Consider the following 22,577-nt stretch of genomic DNA (forward strand, 5'->3'; position numbering starts at 1 on the left):
GGAACTGCGCGACCAGCCCCCACCGGGCTTTCAGCCCGAGAACAACAGCGACTGCCCCGCTGGGGCCGGTTTTCACCCGCGCCACCGCGCAGGCTGAGCGCGCAGTTCCTCCCCAGCTAACGCTGGGAGGTGCCCCCAGCGCCCCTAAAAGACCGGCGTGCCGCCTAGCGCAAGGGAACCGCCCTGGCGCGCGAGGCCGCGCAGTTCCCCGCGCCCCTGGAAAGACCGGCCCACCGCACCCGGCAAAGCGACCGTCCTGGGGCGCGAGGCCGCGCAGTTCCCCGCGCCCCTAAAAACACGTGGCCGGCGCCCCCGGCAAAACGACCGTCCTGGGGCGCGAGGTCGCGCGGGTCCCCGCGCCCCAGATCGGCCCACCGGGCCCGGTGAAGGAGCCGTCTCGGGGGGCTGGGCTACCAGGTGGACCTGATGCGCGCGGCACGCGAGAGGTCGTCGAGGCGGTCGGTGAGGGCGCGGCGGAGAGCGGGGATGAGGGTCGGGTCGGAGAGAGCGGTGCGGCCGAGTTCGAGGGCGGATTCGGTGACGACCTCCGAGGGGAAGCCGTAGCGGCTGATGGCCTCGGCGATGGCCGCGCCCCGACGGCCGGTGACGGCGATGGCATCGGGGTAGAAGCGCGGGACGAACGGGCTGAGCAGGGCGTCCTGTTCGGGGTGCCAGAAGCCCTGGGCGGTGGCCGCGAAGAGGTAGTTGGACAGGGTGTCGTCGTGGAACATCGACGCCCAGGCGGCCTCCTTGGCCGCCTCGTCCGGCAGGGCGGCCCGGCAGCGGGCGGCGCCCTCACGACCGGTGCCGCTGGGGTCGCGGGCCAGCTCGGCGTCGATGTCGGCGGCGGTGGCGTGCCCGAGGACGGCGAGCCGCAGCAGCGCCTTCCAGCGCAGCTCGGCGTCGAGGTCCGCGGCGCCGGGAATCTTGCCGTCGTCGTACCACTCGCGCAGTACGGCCGCCTCGCCCGCGGTGACGGCGCTGTCGATGAGCGTGCGGGTGGCGGTGAGCCGGACCCCGGGGCCGCCGTCGGCGAGCAGCGCCCGGCTGGTGGCGGCGAGCTTGCCGAGGGCGTCGGGGCGCAGTGCCGGGTCGAGGTAGCGGTCGGCGACCTGCGTACGCGCGAAGGTGAGGACCGCCTCGACCAGCGCCGGGTCGGTCTCGGCGGGCAACTGCCGTGCGACCAGGGCCAGATAGTCGCGCGGGGCGATCTTCGCGTCGCGTACGAGATCGCGGGCCGCGCACCAGGTGACGGCCCGGCTGAGCGGTTCGGGCAGCCCGCTGAGCGTCTCCTCCAGCGTCTCCCAGGTGTGTTCGTCGAAGCGGACCTTGGCGAAGGAGAGGTCGCCGTCGTTGAGCAGCACCACATCGGGCCGGGTGCCGGGCAGTTCGTGCGCGCTGACGGCGGCGTTCGCGTCGATGTCGACGGTGAGCCGGTCGCGCGGCACGAGCCGCGCGGGGTCGTCGGCGGCCCGGTCGTACAGGCCGACGGCGATCCGGTGCGGGCGGTCTCCGCTGTGGCTGATCTCCAGCCGCCAGCCGCTGTCGGAGGTGGCCACGGTGGCGGGTGTGAGCGTGTCGACGCCGCTGGTGCGCAGCCAGGCGGCGGCCCAGCCGGGCACGTCGCGTTCGGTGGCGCCGGCCAGCGAGTCGATGAAGTCGGCGAGGTTGGCGTTGCCGAAGCGGTGCCGGGCGAAGTGCTCGTTGATCCCGGCGAGGAAGTCCTCCTGGCCGAGCCAGGCGACGAGTTGGCGCAGCGCGGAGGCGCCCTTGGCGTACGAGATGCCGTCGAAGTTGTTGAGCGCGGAGGCGGTGTCGGGGACGGCCTCGGGGTCGGGGGCCACCGGGTGGGTGGAGGGCCGCTGGTCGGCGTCGGTGCCCCACGCCTTGCGGGCGACGGCGAAGTCGGTCCAGGTGCCGGTGAAGTCGGTGGCCTCGGACAGGACTTGGAAGCCCATGTACTCGGCGAAGGACTCGTTCAGCCAGATGTCGTCCCACCAGCGCAGCGTCACCAGGTCGCCGAACCACATGTGCGCCATCTCGTGCGCGATGACGACGGCCCGGAATTGCGCCTCGGTGGGCGTGAAGGCCGAGCGGAAGACGAACTCGTCGCGGAAGGTGACCAGTCCGGGGTTCTCCATCGCGCCCGCGTTGAACTCGGGGACGAACGCCTGGTCGTAGGAGTCGAAGGGGTACGGCTCCGCGAACAGCTCGTGGTAGCGGTCGAAGCAGCGGCGGGTGATGTCGAACAGCTCGTCGGCGTCCCGGTCCAGGTGCGGGGCGAGCGAGCGGCGGCAGTGCAGGCCGAAGGGCAGCCCGGCGTGCTCGGTGCGTACCGAGTGCCAGGGTCCCGCGGCGACGGCGAGCAGATACGTGGAGATCGGCGGGGTCGCGGCCATCGTCCAGCGCCCGTCGCCCGCGGGCGTCTGGCCGGTACGGGAGGTGAGCGCGTTGCCGAGGACCGTCCACTGCGGCGGCGCGGTCACCGTGACCTCGAACACGGCCTTGAGGTCCGGCTGGTCGAAGGCGGCGGCGACGCGCTGCACGTCTTCCATGAAGAGCTGGGTGTAGACGTACGTCTCCCCGTCGGCGGGGTCGGTGAAGCGGTGCATGCCCTCGCCGGTGTGCGAGTACCGCATGTCGGCCTCGACCCGCAGTTCGTGGTCCCCGGCGGCGAGGCCGGGCAGCGGGAGGCGGTTGTCGTCCAGCGTGGCCGGGTCGAGTTCCGTGCCGTCGAGCACGACGCGGCGCAGTGCGGCGGGCTTGAGTTCCGCGAAGGTGTCGCAGGCGCGGTCGGCGGTGAAGGCGATCACCGAGGTCGAGCCGAAGACGTCCTCCCCTCGGGTGAGATCGAGGTCGATCGCGTAGTGGCGGACGGTCAGATCGCTGGCGCGGGTCTCGGCCTCGGCGCGGGTCAGAGCAGGCATGTCGCACATGCTGCCGCACGTCGGCGGCTCCGTCACCTGGTACCCCCGCGAGGCCGCCGTCGCGGGACGCCGAGGCCGCCGATGGCGGCGACAACGGCGCGGGCCGACGCGTAGGCTCGGTGGGTACGGGGAGGTGTTCATGGCCGAGCAGGCTGGACCCAGCGCGTCGTCGACGGCCGGTGGCGGGGCCATCGTGCACGGTTTCCCGCACATCGACACGGTGCGGTCCGCGCTCACCGCGCTCTACCGGCGGCTGTCGGGCGACGGGGTGGCCAGGTTCGCCACCAGCGTCCATCCCGAACTGGTGGACTTCCCCGCGGACGAGGACCTGTATCTGGGCGCGCAGCGGGTGGCGCGCGTCATGGTGCAGCACTTCCGGCTGCCGGACGCGCGGATGGTCGTGAGCTTCCGCGACATGGTGCACGCGGGCAATGTGGAGCTGGCCGCGGGGCCCGAGTACTTCATCGAGCTGCACTCGCGGTTCAGGACCGACCGGCGCGATGTCGGGGCGGCGCTCGCCCACGAGGTCATGCACGTCTACCTGCACCGGCTCGGTCTGGAGTTCCCCGGCACCCGGGACAACGAGATTCTGACCGACACCGCCACGGCGTATCTGGGCGCGGGCTGGCTGCTGCTGGACGCGTACCGCGAGGAGGCCGCGATCCGCGGCGAGCGGCTGATGATGTCGGCGTACAAGCTCGGCTATCTCACGCCGGAGGAGTTCGGCTACGTGCTGGCCAAGCGCGCGGCGGCCTTCGGCGACGACATCGAGCCGTGGTTCCGCAGCGCCCAGGCCCGCGACGCCTACCGTGCGGGGCTGGCCCGCGCCCAGCAGGACGTGCGCCGCGCTCCTCTGGCCGCTTCGGGCTGGGCGGCCCGCCGCCGGTACGCCAAGGACCGCCGCGCGCTGGCCTCCGGCCCGGACTACACGTTCGAGGCCGCGCCCTCGGGCACGGTACGGGTCTCCTTCCCGTGCCCCACCTGCTTCCAGCGCATCCGCGTCCCCTGCCGGGGGCGTCTGCGCGCCCGGTGCGCCCTGTGCAAGACGGAGCTGGACGTCGACACGTGACCCTGCCGGGGGCGCGCTGTTCGCACGGCGGGTTCGTGCCCCAAAGAACGCGGCACCGCCCCGCCGCGAGGGGAAAAGCACAACGCCCGCCTCCTTGGTCGGGGAGTGGCGGGCGCTGCGGTGTTGCGCGCTCCGCACGCCATTGTGCGGAGCGGGGTGGGACAGTCGGGACCGTCCGGACGCGACGTCAGACCATGAGGGGCCGGTCGGTCGGGCGGATGGGGGCGTGCAGGGCCGAGGCCAGGCCGGTGAGGTAGGAGTCGACGGCCTTCGCGGCGGAGCGGCCCTCGGCGATGGCCCAGACGATGAGCGACTGGCCGCGCCCGGCGTCACCGGCGACGAAGACACCGTCGACGTTGGTCGCGTACGAGGCGTCGCGCGCGATGTTGCCGCGGGCGTCCAGCGCGAGACCGAGCTGGTCGACCAGGCCGTTGGACTGGTCGGTGCCGGTGAAGCCCATCGCGAGGGTGACCAGCTCGGCGGGGATGACCCGCTCGGTGCCCTCCTGCGGGACGAACTTCCCGTCCTGGAAGGCCACCTCGACCAGGTGCAGCGCCTTGACGTTGCCGTTCTCGTCGCCCTCGAACTTCATGGTGTTGACGGCGTAGACCCGCTCGCCGCCCTCCTCGTGCGCCGAGGTCACCTTGTAGACGGCGGGCATCGTCGGCCACGGCTGGCCCGCGGGCCGGTCGTCGGACGGCCGCGGCATGATCTCGAGCTGGGTGACCGAGGCCGCGCCCTGCCGGTGGGCGGTGCCGACGCAGTCCGCGCCGGTGTCGCCGCCGCCGATGACGACGACGTGCTTGCCCTGCGCGGTGATCGGCGGGGAGACGAAGTCGCCCTCCTGCACCTTGTTGGCCAGCGGGAGGTACTCCATCGCGAAGTGGATGCCGCCCAGCTCACGGCCGGGTGCGGGCAGGTCGCGGGAGACGGTCGCGCCGGCCGCGATGACCACCGCGTCGTACCGCTTGGCGAGCTTGGCCGCGTCGAGGTCGACGCCGATCTGCACTCCGGTGCGGAATTTGGTGCCCTCGGCGCGCATCTGCTCGATGCGCCGGTTGATGTGCCGCTTCTCCATCTTGAACTCGGGGATGCCGTAGCGCAGCAGTCCGCCGATCCGGTCGGCGCGCTCGTAGACCGCGACGGTGTGCCCGGCGCGGGTGAGCTGCTGGGCGGCGGCCAGGCCCGCGGGGCCCGAGCCGATCACGGCGACGGTCTTGCCGGACAGCCGGTCCGGCGGCTGCGGGGTGACGTCGCCGTTGTCCCACGCCTTGTCGATGATGGTGACTTCGACGTTCTTGATGGTGACGGCGGGCTGGTTGATGCCCAGCACGCAGGCCGACTCGCACGGCGCGGGGCACAGCCGCCCGGTGAACTCCGGGAAGTTGTTGGTGGCGTGCAGCCGCTCGCTGGCCTCTGTCCAGTCCTCGCGGTAGGCGTAGTCGTTCCACTCGGGGATCAGATTCCCCAGCGGACAGCCGTTGTGACAGAACGGGATGCCGCAGTCCATGCAGCGTCCGGCCTGCTTGCTGATGATCGGCAGCAGGCCGCCGGGGACGTAGACCTCTTTCCAGTCCTGCCGGCGCTCCTCGACCGGGCGGGTCGGAGCGGTCTCACGCGGGGTGGTGAGGAAGCCCTTGGGGTCAGCCATTTGCCGCCTCCATCATCTTCGCGGTGGTCTCGGACTCGGAGAGTCCGGCCTGCTCGGCGGCGTTCTTGGCGGCGAGCACTGCCTTGTAGTCCCTCGGCATGACCTTGCCGAAGCGGGTGAGGGCGCCGCCCCAGTCGGCGAGCAGCCGCTCGGCGACGGTGGAGCCGGTCTCCTCGAAGTGGCGGCGCACGACATCGTGCAGCCACGTGATGTCGCCCGCGTCCAGCGACTCGACGCCGACCATCCCGAAGTTGACGGCGCCGGGGTCGAGGTCGAGGACGTAGGCGATGCCGCCGGACATACCGGCCGCGAAGTTGCGCCCGGTGGCGCCGAGGACGACGGCCCGGCCGCCGGTCATGTACTCGCAGCCGTGGTCGCCGACGCCTTCGGAGACGACGGTCGCGCCGGAGTTGCGGACGCAGAACCGCTCGCCGGTACGGCCGCGCAGGAACAGCTCGCCGCTGGTCGCGCCGTACGCGATGGTGTTGCCCGCGATGGTGGAGTACTCGGCGAGGTGGTCGGCGCCGCGGTCGGGGCGGACGATGACCCGGCCGCCGGACAGGCCCTTGCCGACGTAGTCGTTGGCGTCGCCTTCGAGCCGCAGGGTGACGCCCCGGGGCAGGAACGCGCCGAAGGACTGGCCGGCGGAGCCGGTGAAGGTGACGTCGATGGTGTCGTCGGGCAGGCCCGCGCCGCCGTACTTCTTGGTCACCTCGTGGCCGAGCATGGTGCCGACCGTGCGGTTGACGTTGCGGATCGGCACCTGCGCGCGGACCGGGGCGCCGGACTCCAGCGCCTCGGCGGCGAGCCGGATCAGCTCGTTGTCCAGGGCGCGGTCCAGGCCGTGGTCCTGCTCGACGGTACGGTGCAGCACCGCGCCCTCGGGCAGCTCCGGCACGTACAGCAGCGGGGCGAGGTCGAGGCCCTGCGCCTTCCAGTGCTCCACGGCGTGGTCGGCGTCGATCAGCTCGGCGTGGCCGACGGCTTCCTCGATGGAGCGGAAGCCCAGCTCGGCGAGGATCTCGCGGACCTCCTCCGCGATGAACTCGAAGAAGTTCACGACGAATTCGGGCTTGCCGGTGAAGCGGTCGCGCAGCACCGGGTTCTGGGTGGCGACGCCGACCGGACAGGTGTCGAGGTGGCAGACGCGCATCATGACGCAGCCGGAGACCACCAGCGGCGCGGTCGCGAAGCCGAACTCCTCGGCCCCGAGGAGCGCGGCGATGACGACGTCCCGGCCGGTCTTGAGCTGGCCGTCGGTCTGCACGACGATACGGTCCCGCAAGCCGTTGAGCAGCAGCGTCTGCTGGGTCTCGGCCAGGCCCAGCTCCCAGGGGCCGCCCGCGTGCTTGAGCGAGGTGAGCGGCGAGGCGCCCGTACCGCCGTCGTGTCCCGAGATCAGGACGACGTCCGCGTGGGCCTTGGACACACCGGCCGCGACGGTGCCGACGCCGACCTCGGAGACCAGCTTGACGTGAACGCGCGCCTTGGGGTTGGCGTTCTTCAGGTCGTGGATGAGCTGGGCGAGGTCCTCGATGGAGTAGATGTCGTGGTGCGGCGGCGGCGAGATCAGGCCGACGCCCGCGGTGGAGTGCCGGGTGCCGGCGATCCACGGGTAGACCTTGTGGCCGGGGAGCTGACCGCCCTCGCCGGGCTTGGCGCCCTGGGCCATCTTGATCTGGATGTCGTCGGCGTTGACCAGGTACTCCGACGTCACGCCGAAGCGGCCGGAGGCGACCTGCTTGATGGCGCTGCGCCGGGCCGGGTCGTACAGCCGGTCGGCGTCCTCGCCGCCCTCACCGGTGTTGGACTTGCCGCCGAGCTGGTTCATGGCGATGGCCAGCGTCTCGTGCGCCTCGCGCGAGATCGAGCCGTACGACATGGCGCCGGTGGAGAAGCGCTTGACGATCTCGGAGACCGGCTCGACCTCGTCGATCGGGACCGGGCCGCGGTCGTTCTTCAGCCCGAACAGGCCGCGCAGCGTCATCAGCCGCTCGGACTGCTCGTTCACCCGCTGCGTGTACTGCTTGAAGATGTCGTAGCGCCGGGTGCGGGTGGCGTGCTGGAGCCGGAAGACGGTGTCGGGGTCGAACAGGTGCGGTTCGCCCTCGCGGCGCCACTGGTACTCGCCGCCGATGTCGAGCCTGCGGTGCGCGGCGGCGATGCCGGACAGCGGGTACGCCTTGGCGTGCCGGGCGGCGACCTCCTGCGCGACGACGTCGATGCCCGCGCCGCCGATCTTGGTGTCGGTGCCGTGGAAGTAGCTGTCGACGAAGTCGGACTCCAGGCCGACCGCCTCGAAGACCTGCGCGCCGCGGTAGGAGGCGACGGTGGAGATGCCCATCTTGGACATGACCTTCAGCACGCCCTTGCCGAGCGCCTTGATCAGGTTCTTCAGCGCGGTCTCGACCTCGACGCCGGGCAGGAAGGTGCCCGCCCTGACCAGGTCCTCGACGGACTCCATGGCCAGGTAGGGGTTGACGGCCGCGGCGCCGTAGCCGATGAGCAGCGCCACGTGGTGCACCTCGCGCACGTCGCCCGCCTCGACGAGGAGGCCGACCTGGGTGCGCTGCTTGGTGCGGATCAGGTGGTGGTGCACGGCGGAGGTGAGCAGCAGCGACGGGATCGGCGCGTGCTCGGCGTCGGAGTGCCGGTCGGAGAGCACGATCAGGCGGGCGCCGTCCTCTATGGCGGCGTCGGCCTCGGCGCAGATCTCGGCGAGCCGGGCGGCCAGTGCCTGGCCGCCGCCGGTGACCCGGTAGAGGCCGGACAGGGTGGCGCCCTTGAGCCCGGGCAGGTCGCCGTCGGCGTTGACGTGGATGAGCTTGGCCAGCTCGTCGTTGTCGATCACCGGGAACGGCAGGGTGATGTTGCGACAGGAGGCCGGGCTGGGCTCCAGCAGGTTGCCCGACGGGCCGATGGTGGAGATCAGCGAGGTGACCAGTTCCTCGCGGATGGCGTCCAGCGGCGGGTTGGTGACCTGCGCGAAGAGCTGGGTGAAGTAGTCGAAGAGCAGCCGGGGGCGCTCGGAGAGCGCCGCGATCGGCGAGTCGGTGCCCATCGAGCCGAGCGGTTCGCCGCCGGTCCTGGCCATCGGCGCGAGGATGATCCGCAGCTCTTCCTCGGTGTAGCCGAAGGTCTGCTGGCGGCGGGTGACCGAGGCGTGGGTGTGCACGATGTGCTCGCGCTCGGGCAGGTCGGAGAGGTTGATCAGCCCGGCTTCCAGCCAGTCGGCGTACGGGTTCTCCGCGGCGATGCCCGCCTTGATCTCGTCGTCCTCGACGATCCGGTGCTGGACGGTGTCGACCAGGAACATCCGGCCGGGCTGGAGGCGGCCCTTGCGGGTCACCTTCTCCGGGGCGATGTCCAGGACGCCGGACTCGGAGGCGAGCACGACCAGGCCGTCGTCGGTGACCCAGTAGCGGCCGGGGCGCAGTCCGTTGCGGTCCAGGACCGCGCCGACGACGGAGCCGTCGGTGAAGGTGACGCAGGCCGGGCCGTCCCAGGGCTCCATCAGCGTGGAGTGGTACTGGTAGAAGGCGTGCCGCGCCGGGTCCATCGACTCGTGGTTCTCCCACGCCTCGGGGATCATCATCAGCACGCTGTGCGGCAGCGACCGGCCGCCGAGGTGCAGCAGTTCCAGCACCTCGTCGAAGGACGCGGTGTCGGAGGCGCCGGGCGTACAGATCGGGAAGATCCGCTCCAGGTCGCCGCCCTGGCCGCCGCCCGCCGGGCCGAAGAGGTCGCTGGCGAGCTGCGACTCGCGGGCCCGCATCCAGTTCCTGTTGCCCTTGACGGTGTTGATCTCACCGTTGTGCGCGACGAAGCGGTACGGGTGGGCGAGCGGCCAGCTCGGGAAGGTGTTGGTGGAGAAGCGCGAGTGGACCAGCGCGATGGCGGTGGCGAACCGGGGGTCGGACAGGTCGGGGAAGAACGGTTCGAGCTGCCCCGTGGTCAGCATGCCCTTGTACACGATCGTGCGTGCGGACAGCGACGGGAAGTACACGTCGGCCTCGCGCTCGGCGCGCTTGCGCAGGACGAAGGCGGGCCGGTCGAGGTCGATGCCGGAGGCGGCACCGGCGCTGTCGGCGACGAAGAGCTGCGAGAAGTACGGCATGGTCGAGCGGGAGGTGGTGCCCAGCAGCTCGGGGGCGACCGGGACCTCGCGCCAGCCGAGTACGGTCAGGCCCTCTTCCGCGGCGATCCGCTCGATGGCGTCGACGGCCTTGGCGCGGTCCTCGGTCTCGACCGGGAGGAAGGCGAGGCCGACCGCGTAGTGGCCCTGGTCGGGCAGCGCGAAGCCGGCGGCCTCGCGCAGGAAGGCGTCCGGGATCTGGAGGAGGATGCCCGCGCCGTCACCCGAGTCGGGCTCGGCGCCGGTGGCACCACGATGCTCCAGATTGCGCAGAACGGTCAGCGCCTGCTCCACGAGCCCATGGCTCGCCTCGCCGGTGAGGGTGGCCACGAAACCGACGCCACAGGCGTCGTGCTCGTTGCGGGGGTCGTACATCCCCTGCGGGGCGGGGCGCCCGTCCATGAACGCGGAACGCGAACGCATGGCTCTCCCGTCGTCGTCTTTGGCTTGTATGCATTGCCTGTTCCCAGGCATGCGCAACAGGGACGACGTTGGCCCTCTGCGATTTCGTGCAGGTTACATGATGGACGAGTGTTCGAGAAGCGGATACTCAGTTCCAGCATGTGGACATGATGAGGGGTGGAGCGAACAGATCAGGCCAGCGCCGTGTCGGAGGTTTTCCGGCCGGGTCCAGCGCGCCACCGGGCCGCTTTCTGCCGGTGCGCCACCGGGTAATGCCCCGTGCGACGGCTACTGAAACGACGGGGAAACATGAGGCTTGTGGCCGCTGGTTTCCTGTGGGTTTCCCGAGTCCGGTGGAGCGGGCGCACGGCACATCGCCGATCACCCGATCGGACCAGTGGGCCGACCGCACCGGTCGGCCGTTCAGACCGTTCGGAGTGGTCAGCCGACCGCTGTGCCGATAAGCGCGCCCAATACGAAGGTAACCCCGCCGGCCGCCGCGCCCAACAGCAGCTGCCGAACCCCGCTGTACCACCAGGAACGCGCGGTCACCCGGGCCACGGCCGCACCACAGCCGAAGAGTCCGGCCAGCGCGAGGACGGCCGCGGGCCACAGCGAGTCGCCGCCGAGCAGATACGGCAGTACGGGCAGCAGGGCGCCCAGCGCGAAGGCGACGAAGGAGGAGGCCGCCGCGACCAGCGGCGACGGCAGGTCGGTCGGGTCCACGCCCAGTTCCTCGCGGGCGTGTATCTCCAGCGCCCGCTCCGGGTCGACGGAGAGCTGCCTGGCCACCTCGCGGGCGAGCTTCGGCTCCACACCCCGCGAGACGTACAGCTCGGCCAGCTCCCGCAGCTCCGCCTCCGGGTGGCGGCGCAGCTCGATCCGCTCGATCTCCAGCTCGGCCTCGACCAGCTCCCGCTGGGAGGCCACCGACGTGTACTCCCCCGCCGCCATCGAGAAGGCGCCCGCCGCCAGGCCCGCGAGCCCGGTCACCACGATGGTGCGCGACGAGACGTCGCCGCCCGCCACTCCCGTCATCAGCGCCAGATTCGACACCAGGCCGTCCATCGCCCCGAACACCGCCGGGCGCAGCCAGCCACCGCTCACGTCACGGTGCGAGTGGTGCGGTACGTGATACGGCGCCGCCGTCGTCTCCTCGACAGCCGTTGACATCCGTCCCCACCCCTCCCCAGGCAGCCTCCCGCGAGGCCGCACGACCACGAATCCATTCGACCGTACGCTCGAATGCGACGCGCCGCCAGCAAGGAAAGCCTGCCCTGACCTGCCCTTTCTCCTCCTGGAGAAGGAGCGCCGCCACTGCGCGTGACGGGCTCTTCAGGGGCGCGAGATCAGAGCGCCTCGGAGGCTCGCTTCGGGTCGACGGAACCGACGGAAGCCTCGTCCTCGACGGAGGAGGAGTCGACCGCGTCGTCCGCGTCCGCTTCCGCTTCCGGGTCGGACGACGGCGGCAAGGCGTCGTCGGGGCCTTCGCCGGAGGCGAGAGGCTCGATGTTCTCCTCGCGGCCGGGCCGCTTGCGGCCGACGACGACGAGGTAGACGACGGCGCCGATGAAGACGACGATCGCGGTCCAGTCGTTGAGCCGCATGCCGAGGATCTGGTGGGCGTAGTCCACGCGCATGTGCTCGATCCAGGCGCGGCCCACCGTGTACGCGGCGACGTAGAGGGCGAAGGCCCGCCCGTGGCCGAGCTTGAAGCGGCGGTCGGCCCAGATGACCAGCAGGGCGACGCCGACGCACCACAGGGACTCGTACAGGAACGTCGGGTGGTACGTGGCGATGTCCGGCGTGCTCTCCGGCCGGTGCGCGGGGTCGATCTTCAGGCCCCAGGGCAGCGTGGTCGGGCCGCCGTACAGCTCCTGGTTGAACCAGTTGCCCCAGCGGCCGATCGCCTGGGCGAAGGCGATGCCCGGCGCGATGGCGTCGGCGTAGACCGGCAGCGCGATCCCCCGGCGGCGGCAGGCGATCCAGGCGCCGAGCGCGCCGAAGGCGATGGCGCCCCAGATCCCCAGGCCGCCCTGCCAGATCTTGAAGGCGTCGACCCAGTCCTTGCCACTGGTGAAGTACAGCTCGTAATCGGTGATCACGTGGTACAGCCGGCCGCCGACCAGACCGAAGGGCACCGCCCACACGGCGATGTCCGCGACCGTGCCCGCCCGGCCGCCGCGGGCGATCCAGCGCTTGCCGCCGAGCCATACGGCTACGAAGACACCGATGATGATGCAGAACGCGTAGCCGCGCAGCGGAATGGGTCCGAGGTGGACGACTCCGTGCGACGGGCTGGGAATGAATGCGAGTTCCATGGCAATGACCGACGCTACCTTGCCGGGCGGGAAGTGCGGCAACCCGCCCGGCTACGTATGGATAACGGCCGGGACTCCTCCGGCCCCTCCGGGGGATTCCCCGCGGACGCCGAAAGGCCCGGAATCAAGCCTCGGCAGGCCCCTCAGCGGGCCTGTCAGGAGGCCGGAGCGGTGGTCACCGCACCCGCCTTTTTGCCCTTGTTCGCGTCGGTGACCATCTGCTTCAGCGAGTCGGGCGTGAGATTGCTGCCGCTCCCGTAGACGCTCTTGCCGTTGAGCAGGATCGTCGGCGTCGAGTTGAAGCCGGACTTCCCGAAGGCGCTGTTCGACGCCTTCACCCAGCTGTTGTGGGTGCCGCCGTTGACGCACGCGGTGAAGGTCGGCGTCTTCAGACCGCTGACCTTGCCCGCCAGGTCGAGCAGGTGGTTCTTGTCGGAGAAGGTGTCGCTCTGCTCCTCCGGCTGATTGTCGTACAGCACATCGTGGTAGGCGCGGAATTTGCCCGCGTCCTGGGCGCAGGCGGCGGCATTGGCGGCGTTCAGCGAGCCGGAGCCGCCGAGATTGCCGTCGATGAGCGTCACCAGGTGGTATTCGGTGCGGATCTGCCCGCTGTCCTCAAGGCTGTGGATGGTCGGGGTGAACGCCTTCTCGAAGGCGTCGCACGCCGGGCAGCGGAAGTCCTCGTAGATCGTCAGCACCGAGGGCGCGTCGGCGGCGCCGACGGGGATGACGAGATTGTCCTTGCCGATGGCGCCCTTGGGCGCGGCGGCCGGAGTGGAGCCGCCGCCGCTGTCCTTGTGGTCGGCGACCACCACCCCGATCACGGCGGCGATGGCCAGCACGGCGACCACCGCGCCCGCGACCACCATGGTGCGCCTGCGTCGGGCGCTGGCCTTCTCTTTTTCACGCTGTTCGTACAGGGCCTCGCGGGCGCTGCGCTTTCCGTCTCGGTTCTTCTGGCTCACATCCCTGACCAACGGTGCGGGAGGGCACTTCAGCGCCTTCCCGCACCGCGATTCGCCCCATCGTGTTACGCCGGGGCCGGTCGTACGGGGCGCGGCCGGTTCCTTTCGTACGGTCGCGGCCGGTGCCGTCAGCCGCGCTTGCGGACGCCCGCGGCCAGTTCCGCCGCCAGTTCCCGTACGGCCGTGAGGGCCGCGGGCAGGTCGCCGTCCGCGTCGAGGATGCGCTTGACGAAGGCCGAGCCGACGATCACACCGTCGGCGAAGGCCGCGACCTCGGCGGCCTGCACCGCGTTCGACACGCCCAGGCCCACGCAGACCGGCAGGTCCGTGGTGGCGCGGGTGCGGCGCACGAGGTCGGACGCCTGCTCGCCGACGCTCTCCCGCGTGCCGGTGACACCCATCAGGGAGGCCGCGTAGACGAAGCCGCTGCCCGCCGCGGTGATCTTCGCCAGCCGCTCGTCACGGCTGGAAGGGGCGACGACGAAGACGGTGGCTAGGCCCTGCTGCTCGGCCGCCTTCCGCCATCCCTCGGACTCCTCGACCGGCAGGTCGGGCAGGATGCAGCCCGCGCCGCCCGCCTCGGCCAGCTCGGTCGCGAACCGCTCGGCGCCGTAGCGGTCCACCGGGTTCCAGTACGTCATGACCAGCACCGGCTTGCCGGTGGCCTGGTGCGCCTCGCGTACGGTGCGCAGCACGTCGGCGATCCGCACGTGGTTCTTGTTGAGCGCGATGTCGTCGGCGGTCTGGATGACCGGCCCGTCCAGCACCGGGTCGCTGTGCGGCAGCCCGACCTCGACGATGTCCGCGCCGCCTTCGAAGGCGGCCTTCACGGCCTCGATCCCGCCGTCCACGGTCGGGAAACCGGCGGGCAGATACGCCACGAGCGCGGCCCGCCCCTCGGCCTTGGCGTCGGCCAGCGCCCGGTCCAACAGCTCTACGTTCCCGCTCACTTGACCGCCACCTCGTTGTCCTCGTCGACCTCGGCGGTCGCGTCGTACAGCCCGAAGTAGCGGGCCGCCGTGTCCATGTCCTTGTCGCCGCGGCCGGAGAGGTTCACCAGCACCAGGCCCTCGGGGCCCAGCTCGCGGCCGATCTCCAGGGCCCCGGCCAGGGCGTGCGCGCTCTCGATGGCGGGGATGATGCCCTCGGTACGGGACAGCAGCCGCAGGGCCTGCATCGCCTCGTCGTCGGTGACCGCGCGGTATTCGGCGCGGCCGATGTCCTTGAGGTACGAGTGCTCGGGGCCGACGCCGGGGTAGTCCAGACCCGCCGAGATCGAGTACGGCTCGGTGATCTGGCCCTCGTCGTCCTGGAGGACGTAGGAGCGCGAGCCGTGCAGGATGCCCGGCTCGCCCTCGGTGAGGGTGGCCGCGTGCTCCCCGGTGGCCACGCCGTGGCCCGCGGGCTCGCAGCCGACCAGCCGGACCCCGGTGTCGGGCAGGAAGGCGTGGAAGAGGCCCATGGCGTTGGAGCCGCCGCCGACGCAGGCGACGGCGGCGTCGGGCAGCCGGCCGGTGCGCTCCAGGAGCTGGCGGCGCGCCTCGACGCCGATCACCCGGTGGAAGTCGCGGACCAGCGCGGGGAAGGGGTGCGGTCCCGCGACCGTGCCGAACAGGTAGTGCGTGCGGTCCACGTTGGCGACCCAGTCGCGGAACGCCTCGTTGATGGCGTCCTTCAGCGTCCGGCTGCCGGAGGTCACCGAGACCACCTCGGCGCCGAGCATCCGCATCCGCGCGACGTTGAGCGCCTGGCGCTGGGTGTCGATCTCGCCCATGTAGATCGTGCAGTCGAGGCCGAACAGGGCGCAGGCGGTCGCGGTGGCGACGCCGTGCTGGCCCGCGCCGGTCTCCGCGATCACGCGGGTCTTGCCCATCCGCTTGGTCAGCAGCGTCTGACCCAGCACGTTGTTGATCTTGTGCGAGCCGGTGTGGTTCAGGTCCTCCCGCTTGAGGAAGACCCGTGCCCCGCCCGCCTGCTCGGCGAACCGGGGGACCTCCGTGAGGGCGCTCGGGCGGCCCGCGTAGTTGGCCATCAGGTCGTTCAGCTCGGCCGCGAAGGCGGGGTCGGTCTTCGCCTTCTCGTACTCGACGGCCACCTCGTCCACGGCGGCGACCAGCGCCTCCGGGATGAACTTGCCGCCGAACGCGCCGAAGTAGCCCGCGGGGGTGGGGACGGATCCGTCCGGATCCGGATGGAAGAAGTCGTGCGTTTCTGACATGGGGTATCCCTGGCTGTGCGCCGTCAGGCGCGGGTGAAAGGGGGGACGCGTACGCGTGTCCGTGTCGTGCGTACGTGGCTCTGCTCGCGGCTCAGCCGCGGCGCCATCGCCTGCCGTTCACCTGGCCGGGCTCGCACCCGATCACATACCGCACCCGGCGCCCCAGCACCTTGCGCGCCGGCGCGCGGCAGCCGCGGGGGCGGCAACCGGGGGCGAGACGCGCGGCGAGGGACATGCGCCCGAGTCTAGCCCTCCGGGCAGGTCCCCCCACTCCATGCCCGGCCCCCGCGCGCGTTCAGCCAACACAGCGCCTCGCCTTGAGGACCCCGGTACCGCGCAGGGCCTCGCTTTTCGGGGCGCGGGGAACTGCGCGCCCAGCCCCCACCGGCCGGTGGTCCGGCGACAACCGAACTGCCCCGCCGGGGCCGGTGGTGACCAGCGAGAGCATCGCGGCGGGCCGCGCAGTTCCCCGCGCCCCTCAAAAGACCGGCTCACCGCCCGAACGAAAGACGGCCGCCCCGTCAGGGGCGCGAGGAACTGCGCGAGCAACCCCCAGCGGCCGGTGGTCCGGACACCACCGAACTGCCCCACCGGGGCCGGTGGTGACCTGCGGGAGCATCGTGGCTGGCCGCGCAGTTCCCCGCGCCCCTCAAAAGACCGGCTCACCGCCCGGACGAAAGACGGTCGCCCTGTCAGGGGCGCGAGGAACTGCGCGAGCAACCCACCACCGGCCGGTGGCCCGGACACCACCGAACTGCCCCGCCGGGGCGGGTGGTGACCTGCGGGAGCATCGTGGCTGGCCGCGCAGTTCCCCGCGCCCCTGACGGGGCACGTCCTTGACGGGGAACCGCCCCGCGAGGTGCGGCTCACGCGCCCTGACGGGGCACCGTAAGGGGTGTGAGGCCCTCCCCCGGAGGGGGGTTAGCGGCCGAAGCGGAGGGCGGGATGGGCGCCGGCAGCCACAAGATCGGCGACCGCGGCACGCGGATCCTTGCCGGTGACGAGCGACTCGCCCACGAGCACGGCGTCGGCGCCGTCATTGGCGTAGGCGATCAGGTCGTGGGGACCACGCACCCCGGACTCGGCGATCTTCACGATGTGGTCGGGAATCTCGGGCGCGACGCGGGCGAAGTTCCCGCGGTCGACCTCAAGGGTCTTGAGATTACGCGCGTTGACCCCGATGATCTTCGCCCCGGCGTCCACCGCCCGCTCGACCTCCTCCTCGTCGTGCACCTCGACGATCGGGGTGAGGCCGATCGACTGGGCGCGCTCGACGAGCGAGACGAGGGCGTCCTGGTCGAGCGCGGAGACGATCAGCAGGGCGAGGTCGGCACCGTAGGCGCGGGCCTCCCAGAGCTGGTACGCGGTGACGATGAAGTCCTTGCGCAGGACCGGGATGTCGACCTTGGCGCGGACCGCTTCGAGGTCGGCGAGGGAGCCGCCGAACTTCCGCTCCTCGGTGAGGACGCTGATGACGGCGGCGCCGCCCGCCTCGTAGTCGGCGGCGAGCCCCGCGGGGTCGGCGATGGCGGCCAGCGCGCCCTTGGAGGGGCTGGACCGCTTGACCTCGCAGATCACCTTGACGCTGTCGCCGCGCAGGGCGGCCACCCCGTCCTTGGCGTCGCGCGCCTTGGTGGCCCGCTCCTTGAGTTCGTCGAGGGTGACGCGGGCCTGCCGCTCGGCGAGGTCAGCGCGGACTCCGTCGATGATCTCGTCGAGCACACTCACGCGAGAGCTCCCCTTCCGGACCGGGTTCGTACAGCGAAATGATCAAGCCAATGGTGGGAACCACCGACACTCCGATGGTATCGGGCGCCGGGCGCAGCGCCCGCATCCGGGGATTCGCGGTCCCACCACCTGGACAAGCATGCCCCGGAAGGCGGGCGGGTCACGGGATCAGCGCCGCGCCGAACGGCAGGTTCCGGACAACGGTGAAGACCAGCGCCAGGGCGAGGAGCGCCTTCCCGTACGCCGGGCGCAGCACGGGTTCGAACGGTCTGCCGCGCAGCCTGCGGGTGAACCAGACGGCCCACACGACGGCGAAGACGACGTATCCGGCCACCGCGAGGGCGTTGCAGCCCAGCGCCGTGCCGAGGTGGCCGTGGGCGACGGCGTGGGCGCTGCGCAGGCCGCCGCAGCCGGGGCAGTAGATCCCGGTGTAGTGCAGCAGCGGGCAGGCCGGGTAGTGGCCGGGCGTGTTGGGGTCGACGGCGCCGACGTACGCGAAGGCGCCCGCCACCGCGCCGAGGAGGGCGAGCGGTACGGCGGCGCGCGAGAGGGCGCCGAGGGCCGCTCCGGGAGTCGTCCCGCGCGCCGCCGCGGGGGCCCGGCCTGCGGCCCGACCTGCTGTGTCGTGAATCACATCGCCGATTCTGCCCCCGGACGCACGAAGGCGCAGCGCGCGGACCCGGAGGTCGGCGGCTGCGCCCGGCGGGCGGGACCGGTGGGGTCAGGCGCTGGCGGGCGCCTCAGCGGGCGACTCCGTGTGCGTCGTCCCCTCCGGGGTGCGGACCTCCTGCGCGGCGTGGGCGCGGGCGACCCGTACCTCGGGTGACTCCTTGCTGCCCAGGCCCATGAGCTTCATCGCACCGCCGACGACGGGGCCGAGCAGTATGACGCCCATGCTCGCCCAGAAGGGGACCGGCTGGGCGGCGACCATGAACACGCCTCCGGCACAGAAGCCGATGAACGAGATGATCGAGCCGGTCCACGCGGCGGGGGTGTGGCCGTGGTCGTGATGGACCGCCATGAGTGCTCCCTGAATCCTCTCGGTCGGCGGCGTCCTTTCGCCGCCGACTTCGTCTTCCATTGTTGCGCGTGTTCCGGGGTTGCCGTGCACGGGGGTGGAACGGGCGGTCGCGGCACGCGCGGGACCGGTCAGCCGGGGGCCTGCGTGGGGTCCTCGCCCCGGTCCAGCGCCTTCCACAGGTCCTCGGCCCGGTCGGGGTCGATCGGCGCGGGCGCGGCGGCGGCCCTGCCGCGCAGCGAGGGGCGGCTGCCCGGCCGGTCGTAGCGGCTGGACATCGCGGGCCAGGCGTGGCCGTAGCGCAGTGCGAGCAGGCCCGCGAGGAGCAGCAATACGCCGCCCGCGACGGCGACCAGCGGCCAGCCGGTGGTGCTCGTGTGGCCCGCGGTGGCGCGGGTGAGGCCGGACGCGGCGGCGGCCCGTTCGTTGAGGGCGCCGGTGGCCGCGCGGCGGGCGAGCACGACGACGACCACGCCGAGGCCGGAGAGCGCGAGCAGCCCGGAGACGACGTAGCGGCCGATCCGGCGCACGGCGAAGACGGCGACGAGCGCGGCCAGGCCGACCAGGGCCAGCGCGCCGGGCAGCGCGGTGGCCTGGCTGCCGGTGGCGTGCACCGGGAGGGTGCCCTGGCCGAAGGCGACGGTGCCGCGCGCCCAGGTCTTGCCCGCCGCGAGCAGCACGACGCTGGCGCCGATCACGCCGCACGCGAGCGCGACGGCGAGGACGCGCGTGGCGGTGCGCCGCGCGGCCGAGGGCGCGGCACCGGGGCCGGTCCCGCGTTCGGGCCCGGCTTCGGTCGCCCGGCCGGGTTCGACCCCGGTCTCGCGGTCGGTCGCGGCTTCGGTCTCGACGGCTTGGTCAGCGCGGGGCTGAGGGACGGCACTCACCCCACCACTATCGCCTGTCGGTGCGGCGGGCCGTCCGGCGGGGGCACCGGGCGGCCGGACCGGGGGTCGCGGCGCGCGGCTGAAAACACGCCGTGGCGATCGGTCCCGAATGGTACCGAAGCGGTACGGAACGGCCGTCGCACACCACACCGGGACGACTCGATTTCACACCTGCCGGGAGGTCAGCACCAGGCAATGCCTTGCCCAACTCCCTTATGCCACAAGTAAAGCGGAGGTATAGCTTCCAGCCCCCTCCTTGTTGGCGTGCGCTCGTCACCATACGTTCTCGGCCGTCCCACTGATGTCAACTCGCACCAATGGCACCACCTGTCACGCATCCCACAAGCCCCCGGTTCACCCCCCACAGGAGGCAATAGTTGCGTTCGATCACCCTCACACCCACCGCCCGCCGCACCGCGCTCGCGGTCACCGCCGCCGCCGGACTGGCCCTGTCAGGGCTGGCCCTGGCGCCGTACGCCGGTGCCTCCCCCGCCGCGCACGGCGTCAGCACCGCGCGCTCCTGCGCCGTCAGCACCCATCCGGACGTGATGGCGTGCAAGGCGCTCAAGGTCACCCAGGGCGTCAACACGCTCAAGAAGTCCACCGGTTCGGTGAACCCGGCCGCGGCCCCCTCCGGTTTCGGCCCGGCCGATCTCCAGAGCGCGTACGCCCTGCCCTCCTCCGGCGGGTCCGGCGCGACCGTGGCGATCGTCGACGCGTACGACGACCCCAACGCCGAAGCGGATCTGGCCACTTACCGCTCCACGTACGGCCTGCCCGCCTGCACCACCGACAACGGCTGCTTCTCGAAGGTCGGCCAGTCCGGCAGCGCCTCCTCGCTGCCGAGCGCCGACGCGGGCTGGGCCGAGGAGATATCGCTCGACCTCGACATGGTCAGCGCCGCCTGCCCCGACTGCCACATCCTCCTGGTCGAGGCCGACGACTCCTCGATGACCAACCTGGGCGAGTCCGTCAACACCGCGGTGTCGCTGGGCGCGAAGTACGTCTCCAACAGCTACGGCGGCGGCGAGTCCTCCTCGGACCCGTCGTACGACAGCTCGTACTTCGACCACCCCGGTGTCGCCATCACCGTCAGCGCCGGTGACAGCGGCTACGGCGCCGAGTACCCGGCCGCCTCCCAGTACGTCACCGCCGTCGGCGGCACCTCGCTCACCAGCGACTCCTCCAGCCGCGGCTGGACCGAGTCCGTCTGGACGGGCACCGGCTCCGGCTGCTCCTCCTACGACGCCAAGCCGTCCTGGCAGACGGACGCCGACTGCGGCAAGCGCACCATCGCCGACGTCTCGGCGGTCGCCGACCCCGCGACGGGCGTCGCCGTCCACGACACGTACGGCTCGGACACCGGCTGGGAGGTCTTCGGCGGCACCAGCGCCTCGTCGCCGCTGATCGCGGCCGTCTACGCCCTCGCCGGGGCGCCCTCGGCCGGGTCCTACCCCGCCTCGTTCCCCTACGCGCACGCCGACGCGCTCAACGACGTGGCCGGCGGCTCGAACGGCTCGTGCGGCGGCTCGTACCTGTGCACCGGCGTGAGCGGCTTCGACGGCCCGACGGGCCTCGGGACGCCGAACGGCACGGCGGCCTTCGCGGGCTGACGGCACCCACAAGGGCGCGAGGAACCGCGCGACGAGCCACGACGCGCACGCACGTCGTGGCTCGTCGCTCACGCCTGTCGAAGACCGGCTGACCGCCTCCGGAAGGCGACCGTCACAGGCGGTTGGCGGTGGCCACCGCGCGCAGGACGGCGGCGGCCTTGTTGCGGCACTCGGTGTCCTCGGCCACCGGATCGCTGTCGGCGACGACACCGGCCCCGGCCTGGACGTAGGCGGTGCCGTCGCGGAGCAGCGCCGTACGGATGGCGATGGCGGTGTCGGAGTCACCGGCGAAGTCGAGGTAGCCGACGCAGCCGCCGTACAGACCGCGCCGGGACGGCTCCAGCTCCTCGATGATCTGCATGGCGCGCGGCTTGGGGGCGCCGGAGAGGGTGCCCGCGGGGAAGCAGGCGGTGAGCACGTCGAAGGCGGTACGGCCCTCGGCGACCTGGCCGGTGACGGTCGAGACGATGTGCATGACGTGGGAGTAGCGCTCGACGGACATGAAGTCGACGACCTCGACGCTGCCGGGTTCGCAGACGCGGCCCAGGTCGTTGCGGCCGAGGTCGACCAGCATCAGGTGCTCGGCGCGTTCCTTGGGGTCGGCCAGCAGTTCCTCGGCGAGCGCGGTGTCCTGGCGCGGGGTGGCGCCGCGCGGGCGGGTGCCCGCGATCGGGTGGACCATGGCGCGGCCGTCCTCGACCTTGACCAGGGCCTCGGGGCTGGAGCCGACGACGTCGAAGTCGCCGCCCTCGCCGCCGGGGAAGCGGAAGAGGTACATGTACGGGCTGGGGTTGGTGGCCCGCAGGACCCGGTAGACGTCGAGCGCGCTGGCCGTGCAGGGGGTCTCGAAGCGCTGCGAGGGGACGACCTGGAAGGCCTCACCCGCGCGGATACGTTCCTTGATGTCGTCGACCGCGCGCTGATAGGCGGCGCCGCCCCACAGGGCGGTGTATTCGGGCAGTTCCGACGGCGGCAGCTCGACGGGGACGTATTCGACCGGCTTGGCCAGGTCGGCCTGCATGGCGTCGAGGCGGGCGACGGCGTCCGCGTGGGCCTCGTCCACTCCGGTGTCGCGGTCGTTGTGGTTGATCGCGTTGGCGATCAGCAGGACCGTGCCGTCCCAGTGGTCGAGGACGGCGAGGTCGGAGGTGAGCAGCATGGTCAGTTCCGGCAGCCGCAGGTCGTCGCGGGTCCGCTCGCCGATCCGCTCCAGGCGGCGCACGATGTCGTAGCCGAGGTAGCCGACCATGCCGCCGGTGAAGGGCGGCATCCCCGCCGCCAGGTCGCGCGGGGTGTGCAGGGCGTCGACGGTGACGCGCAGCGCCTCCAGCGGGTCGCCGTCGACCGGGACGCCGACCGGCGGCGTGCCGAGCCAGTGCGCCTGGCCGTCGCGCGCGGTGAGCGTGGCGGCCGACCGGACGCCGACGAAGGAGTAGCGCGACCACGTACGGTCTCCCCCGGAGCCTTCGGCCTGGGAGGTGCCTCCGTCCGCCGACTCCAGCAAGAACGTTCCCGTCCGCTCCCCCGCGAGCTTGCGGTACAGCCCGACCGGAGTGTCGCCGTCGGCGAGCAGCCTGCGCGTCACGGGAATCACCCGGCGGTCGACCGCCAGCTTGCGGAAGGTCTCAAGGTCCATGAGCCGA

At 72.0% G+C, this 22,577-nt stretch carries 15 protein-coding genes; 2 read left to right on the forward strand and 13 right to left on the reverse strand.

Annotation, left to right across the window (positions count from 1 at the left end; translation table 11 throughout):
- Window positions 1-410: 410 nt before the first annotated feature.
- Window positions 411-2,927, reverse strand: a complete 2,517-nt coding sequence (gene pepN, locus ABZX65_RS03400; protein ID WP_355333982.1) for an aminopeptidase N — start codon at window positions 2,925-2,927, stop codon at window positions 411-413.
- A 139-nt stretch (window positions 2,928-3,066) separates the two neighbouring features.
- Between pepN and ABZX65_RS03405 the strand changes: the two genes are divergently transcribed.
- Entirely contained in the window at window positions 3,067-3,996 is a 930-nt protein-coding gene (locus tag ABZX65_RS03405) for a hypothetical protein (RefSeq protein ID WP_355333984.1), read from the forward strand.
- A gap of 187 nt (window positions 3,997-4,183) precedes the next feature.
- Here ABZX65_RS03405 and ABZX65_RS03410 read toward each other — a convergent pair whose 3' ends face one another.
- The 11 genes from ABZX65_RS03410 to ABZX65_RS03460 form a co-directional block, all read right to left on the reverse strand.
- Window positions 4,184-5,647 carry a glutamate synthase subunit beta gene (locus ABZX65_RS03410; RefSeq protein ID WP_355333986.1) on the reverse strand — a complete coding sequence of 488 codons (1,464 nt, stop codon included), beginning with the start codon at window positions 5,645-5,647 and terminating at the stop codon, window positions 4,184-4,186.
- The gene (gene gltB, locus ABZX65_RS03415) at window positions 5,640-10,205 is read right to left on the reverse strand and encodes a glutamate synthase large subunit (RefSeq protein WP_355333988.1); all 4,566 of its coding nucleotides are present in this window, start codon (window positions 10,203-10,205) and stop codon (window positions 5,640-5,642) included. Before gltB ends, ABZX65_RS03410 begins: the two co-directional genes overlap by 8 nt.
- Before the next feature lie 420 nt (window positions 10,206-10,625).
- On the reverse strand, window positions 10,626-11,357 hold the full coding sequence (locus ABZX65_RS03420; protein ID WP_355333991.1) for a VIT1/CCC1 transporter family protein: 732 nt from the start codon (window positions 11,355-11,357) through the stop codon (window positions 10,626-10,628).
- A gap of 176 nt (window positions 11,358-11,533) precedes the next feature.
- A complete protein-coding gene (gene lgt / locus ABZX65_RS03425; protein ID WP_355333994.1) occupies window positions 11,534-12,505 on the reverse strand; it encodes a prolipoprotein diacylglyceryl transferase in 972 nt (323 codons plus the stop codon).
- Window positions 12,506-12,660: 155 nt separating this feature from the next.
- Window positions 12,661-13,470: a thioredoxin domain-containing protein gene (locus tag ABZX65_RS03430; RefSeq protein WP_355333997.1), complete on the reverse strand. Its 810-nt coding sequence runs from the start codon at window positions 13,468-13,470 to the stop codon at window positions 12,661-12,663.
- Between the two features lie 128 nt (window positions 13,471-13,598).
- Window positions 13,599-14,420 (reverse strand): tryptophan synthase subunit alpha, encoded by an 822-nt coding sequence (gene trpA / locus ABZX65_RS03435; RefSeq protein WP_355334000.1) that lies wholly within the window; start codon window positions 14,418-14,420, stop codon window positions 13,599-13,601.
- On the reverse strand, window positions 14,417-15,688 hold the full coding sequence (gene trpB / locus ABZX65_RS03440; protein WP_355334003.1) for a tryptophan synthase subunit beta: 1,272 nt from the start codon (window positions 15,686-15,688) through the stop codon (window positions 14,417-14,419). Before trpB ends, trpA begins: the two co-directional genes overlap by 4 nt.
- 921 nt (window positions 15,689-16,609) lie before the next feature.
- Window positions 16,610-17,416, reverse strand: a complete 807-nt coding sequence (gene trpC, locus ABZX65_RS03445) for an indole-3-glycerol phosphate synthase TrpC (RefSeq protein WP_355334006.1) — start codon at window positions 17,414-17,416, stop codon at window positions 16,610-16,612.
- 160 nt (window positions 17,417-17,576) lie between these two features.
- A complete protein-coding gene (locus tag ABZX65_RS03450) occupies window positions 17,577-18,050 on the reverse strand; it encodes a DUF2752 domain-containing protein (protein ID WP_355334009.1) in 474 nt (157 codons plus the stop codon).
- A gap of 87 nt (window positions 18,051-18,137) precedes the next feature.
- Window positions 18,138-18,437, reverse strand: a complete 300-nt coding sequence (locus tag ABZX65_RS03455; RefSeq protein WP_355334011.1) for an HGxxPAAW family protein — start codon at window positions 18,435-18,437, stop codon at window positions 18,138-18,140.
- Window positions 18,438-18,565: 128 nt separating this feature from the next.
- Window positions 18,566-19,321 carry a TIGR02234 family membrane protein gene (locus tag ABZX65_RS03460; RefSeq protein ID WP_355334014.1) on the reverse strand — a complete coding sequence of 252 codons (756 nt, stop codon included), beginning with the start codon at window positions 19,319-19,321 and terminating at the stop codon, window positions 18,566-18,568.
- 386 nt (window positions 19,322-19,707) lie between these two features.
- On the opposite strand from ABZX65_RS03460, the gene ABZX65_RS03465 reads away from it, so the two are divergent.
- Window positions 19,708-20,934 carry a peptidase S8 gene (locus ABZX65_RS03465; RefSeq protein ID WP_355334695.1) on the forward strand — a complete coding sequence of 409 codons (1,227 nt, stop codon included), beginning with the start codon at window positions 19,708-19,710 and terminating at the stop codon, window positions 20,932-20,934.
- A gap of 112 nt (window positions 20,935-21,046) precedes the next feature.
- On the opposite strand, the gene ABZX65_RS03470 is transcribed toward ABZX65_RS03465, so the two are convergent.
- Window positions 21,047-22,570: an anthranilate synthase component I gene (locus ABZX65_RS03470; protein ID WP_355334017.1), complete on the reverse strand. Its 1,524-nt coding sequence runs from the start codon at window positions 22,568-22,570 to the stop codon at window positions 21,047-21,049.
- Window positions 22,571-22,577 lie beyond the last annotated feature (7 nt).

This window comes from Streptomyces sp. NPDC003300 (genome assembly GCF_040610915.1).
In the GTDB taxonomy this organism is placed as follows: domain Bacteria; phylum Actinomycetota; class Actinomycetes; order Streptomycetales; family Streptomycetaceae; genus Actinacidiphila.

Excerpts from the sequence above, each read along its gene's own strand:
- gltB (WP_355333988.1), bottom strand. The coding sequence starts at position 10,205 with ATGCGTTCGCGTTCCGCGTTCATGGACGGGCGCCCCGCCCCGCAGGGG.
- ABZX65_RS03410 (WP_355333986.1), bottom strand. The coding sequence starts at position 5,647 with ATGGCTGACCCCAAGGGCTTCCTCACCACCCCGCGTGAGACCGCTCCG.
- ABZX65_RS03455 (WP_355334011.1), bottom strand. The coding sequence starts at position 18,437 with ATGGCGGTCCATCACGACCACGGCCACACCCCCGCCGCGTGGACCGGC.
- ABZX65_RS03405 (WP_355333984.1), top strand. The coding sequence starts at position 3,067 with ATGGCCGAGCAGGCTGGACCCAGCGCGTCGTCGACGGCCGGTGGCGGG.
- pepN (WP_355333982.1), bottom strand. The coding sequence starts at position 2,927 with ATGCCTGCTCTGACCCGCGCCGAGGCCGAGACCCGCGCCAGCGATCTG.
- trpB (WP_355334003.1), bottom strand. The coding sequence starts at position 15,688 with ATGTCAGAAACGCACGACTTCTTCCATCCGGATCCGGACGGATCCGTC.
- lgt (WP_355333994.1), bottom strand. The coding sequence starts at position 12,505 with ATGGAACTCGCATTCATTCCCAGCCCGTCGCACGGAGTCGTCCACCTC.
- ABZX65_RS03420 (WP_355333991.1), bottom strand. The coding sequence starts at position 11,357 with ATGTCAACGGCTGTCGAGGAGACGACGGCGGCGCCGTATCACGTACCG.
- ABZX65_RS03470 (WP_355334017.1), bottom strand. The coding sequence starts at position 22,570 with ATGGACCTTGAGACCTTCCGCAAGCTGGCGGTCGACCGCCGGGTGATT.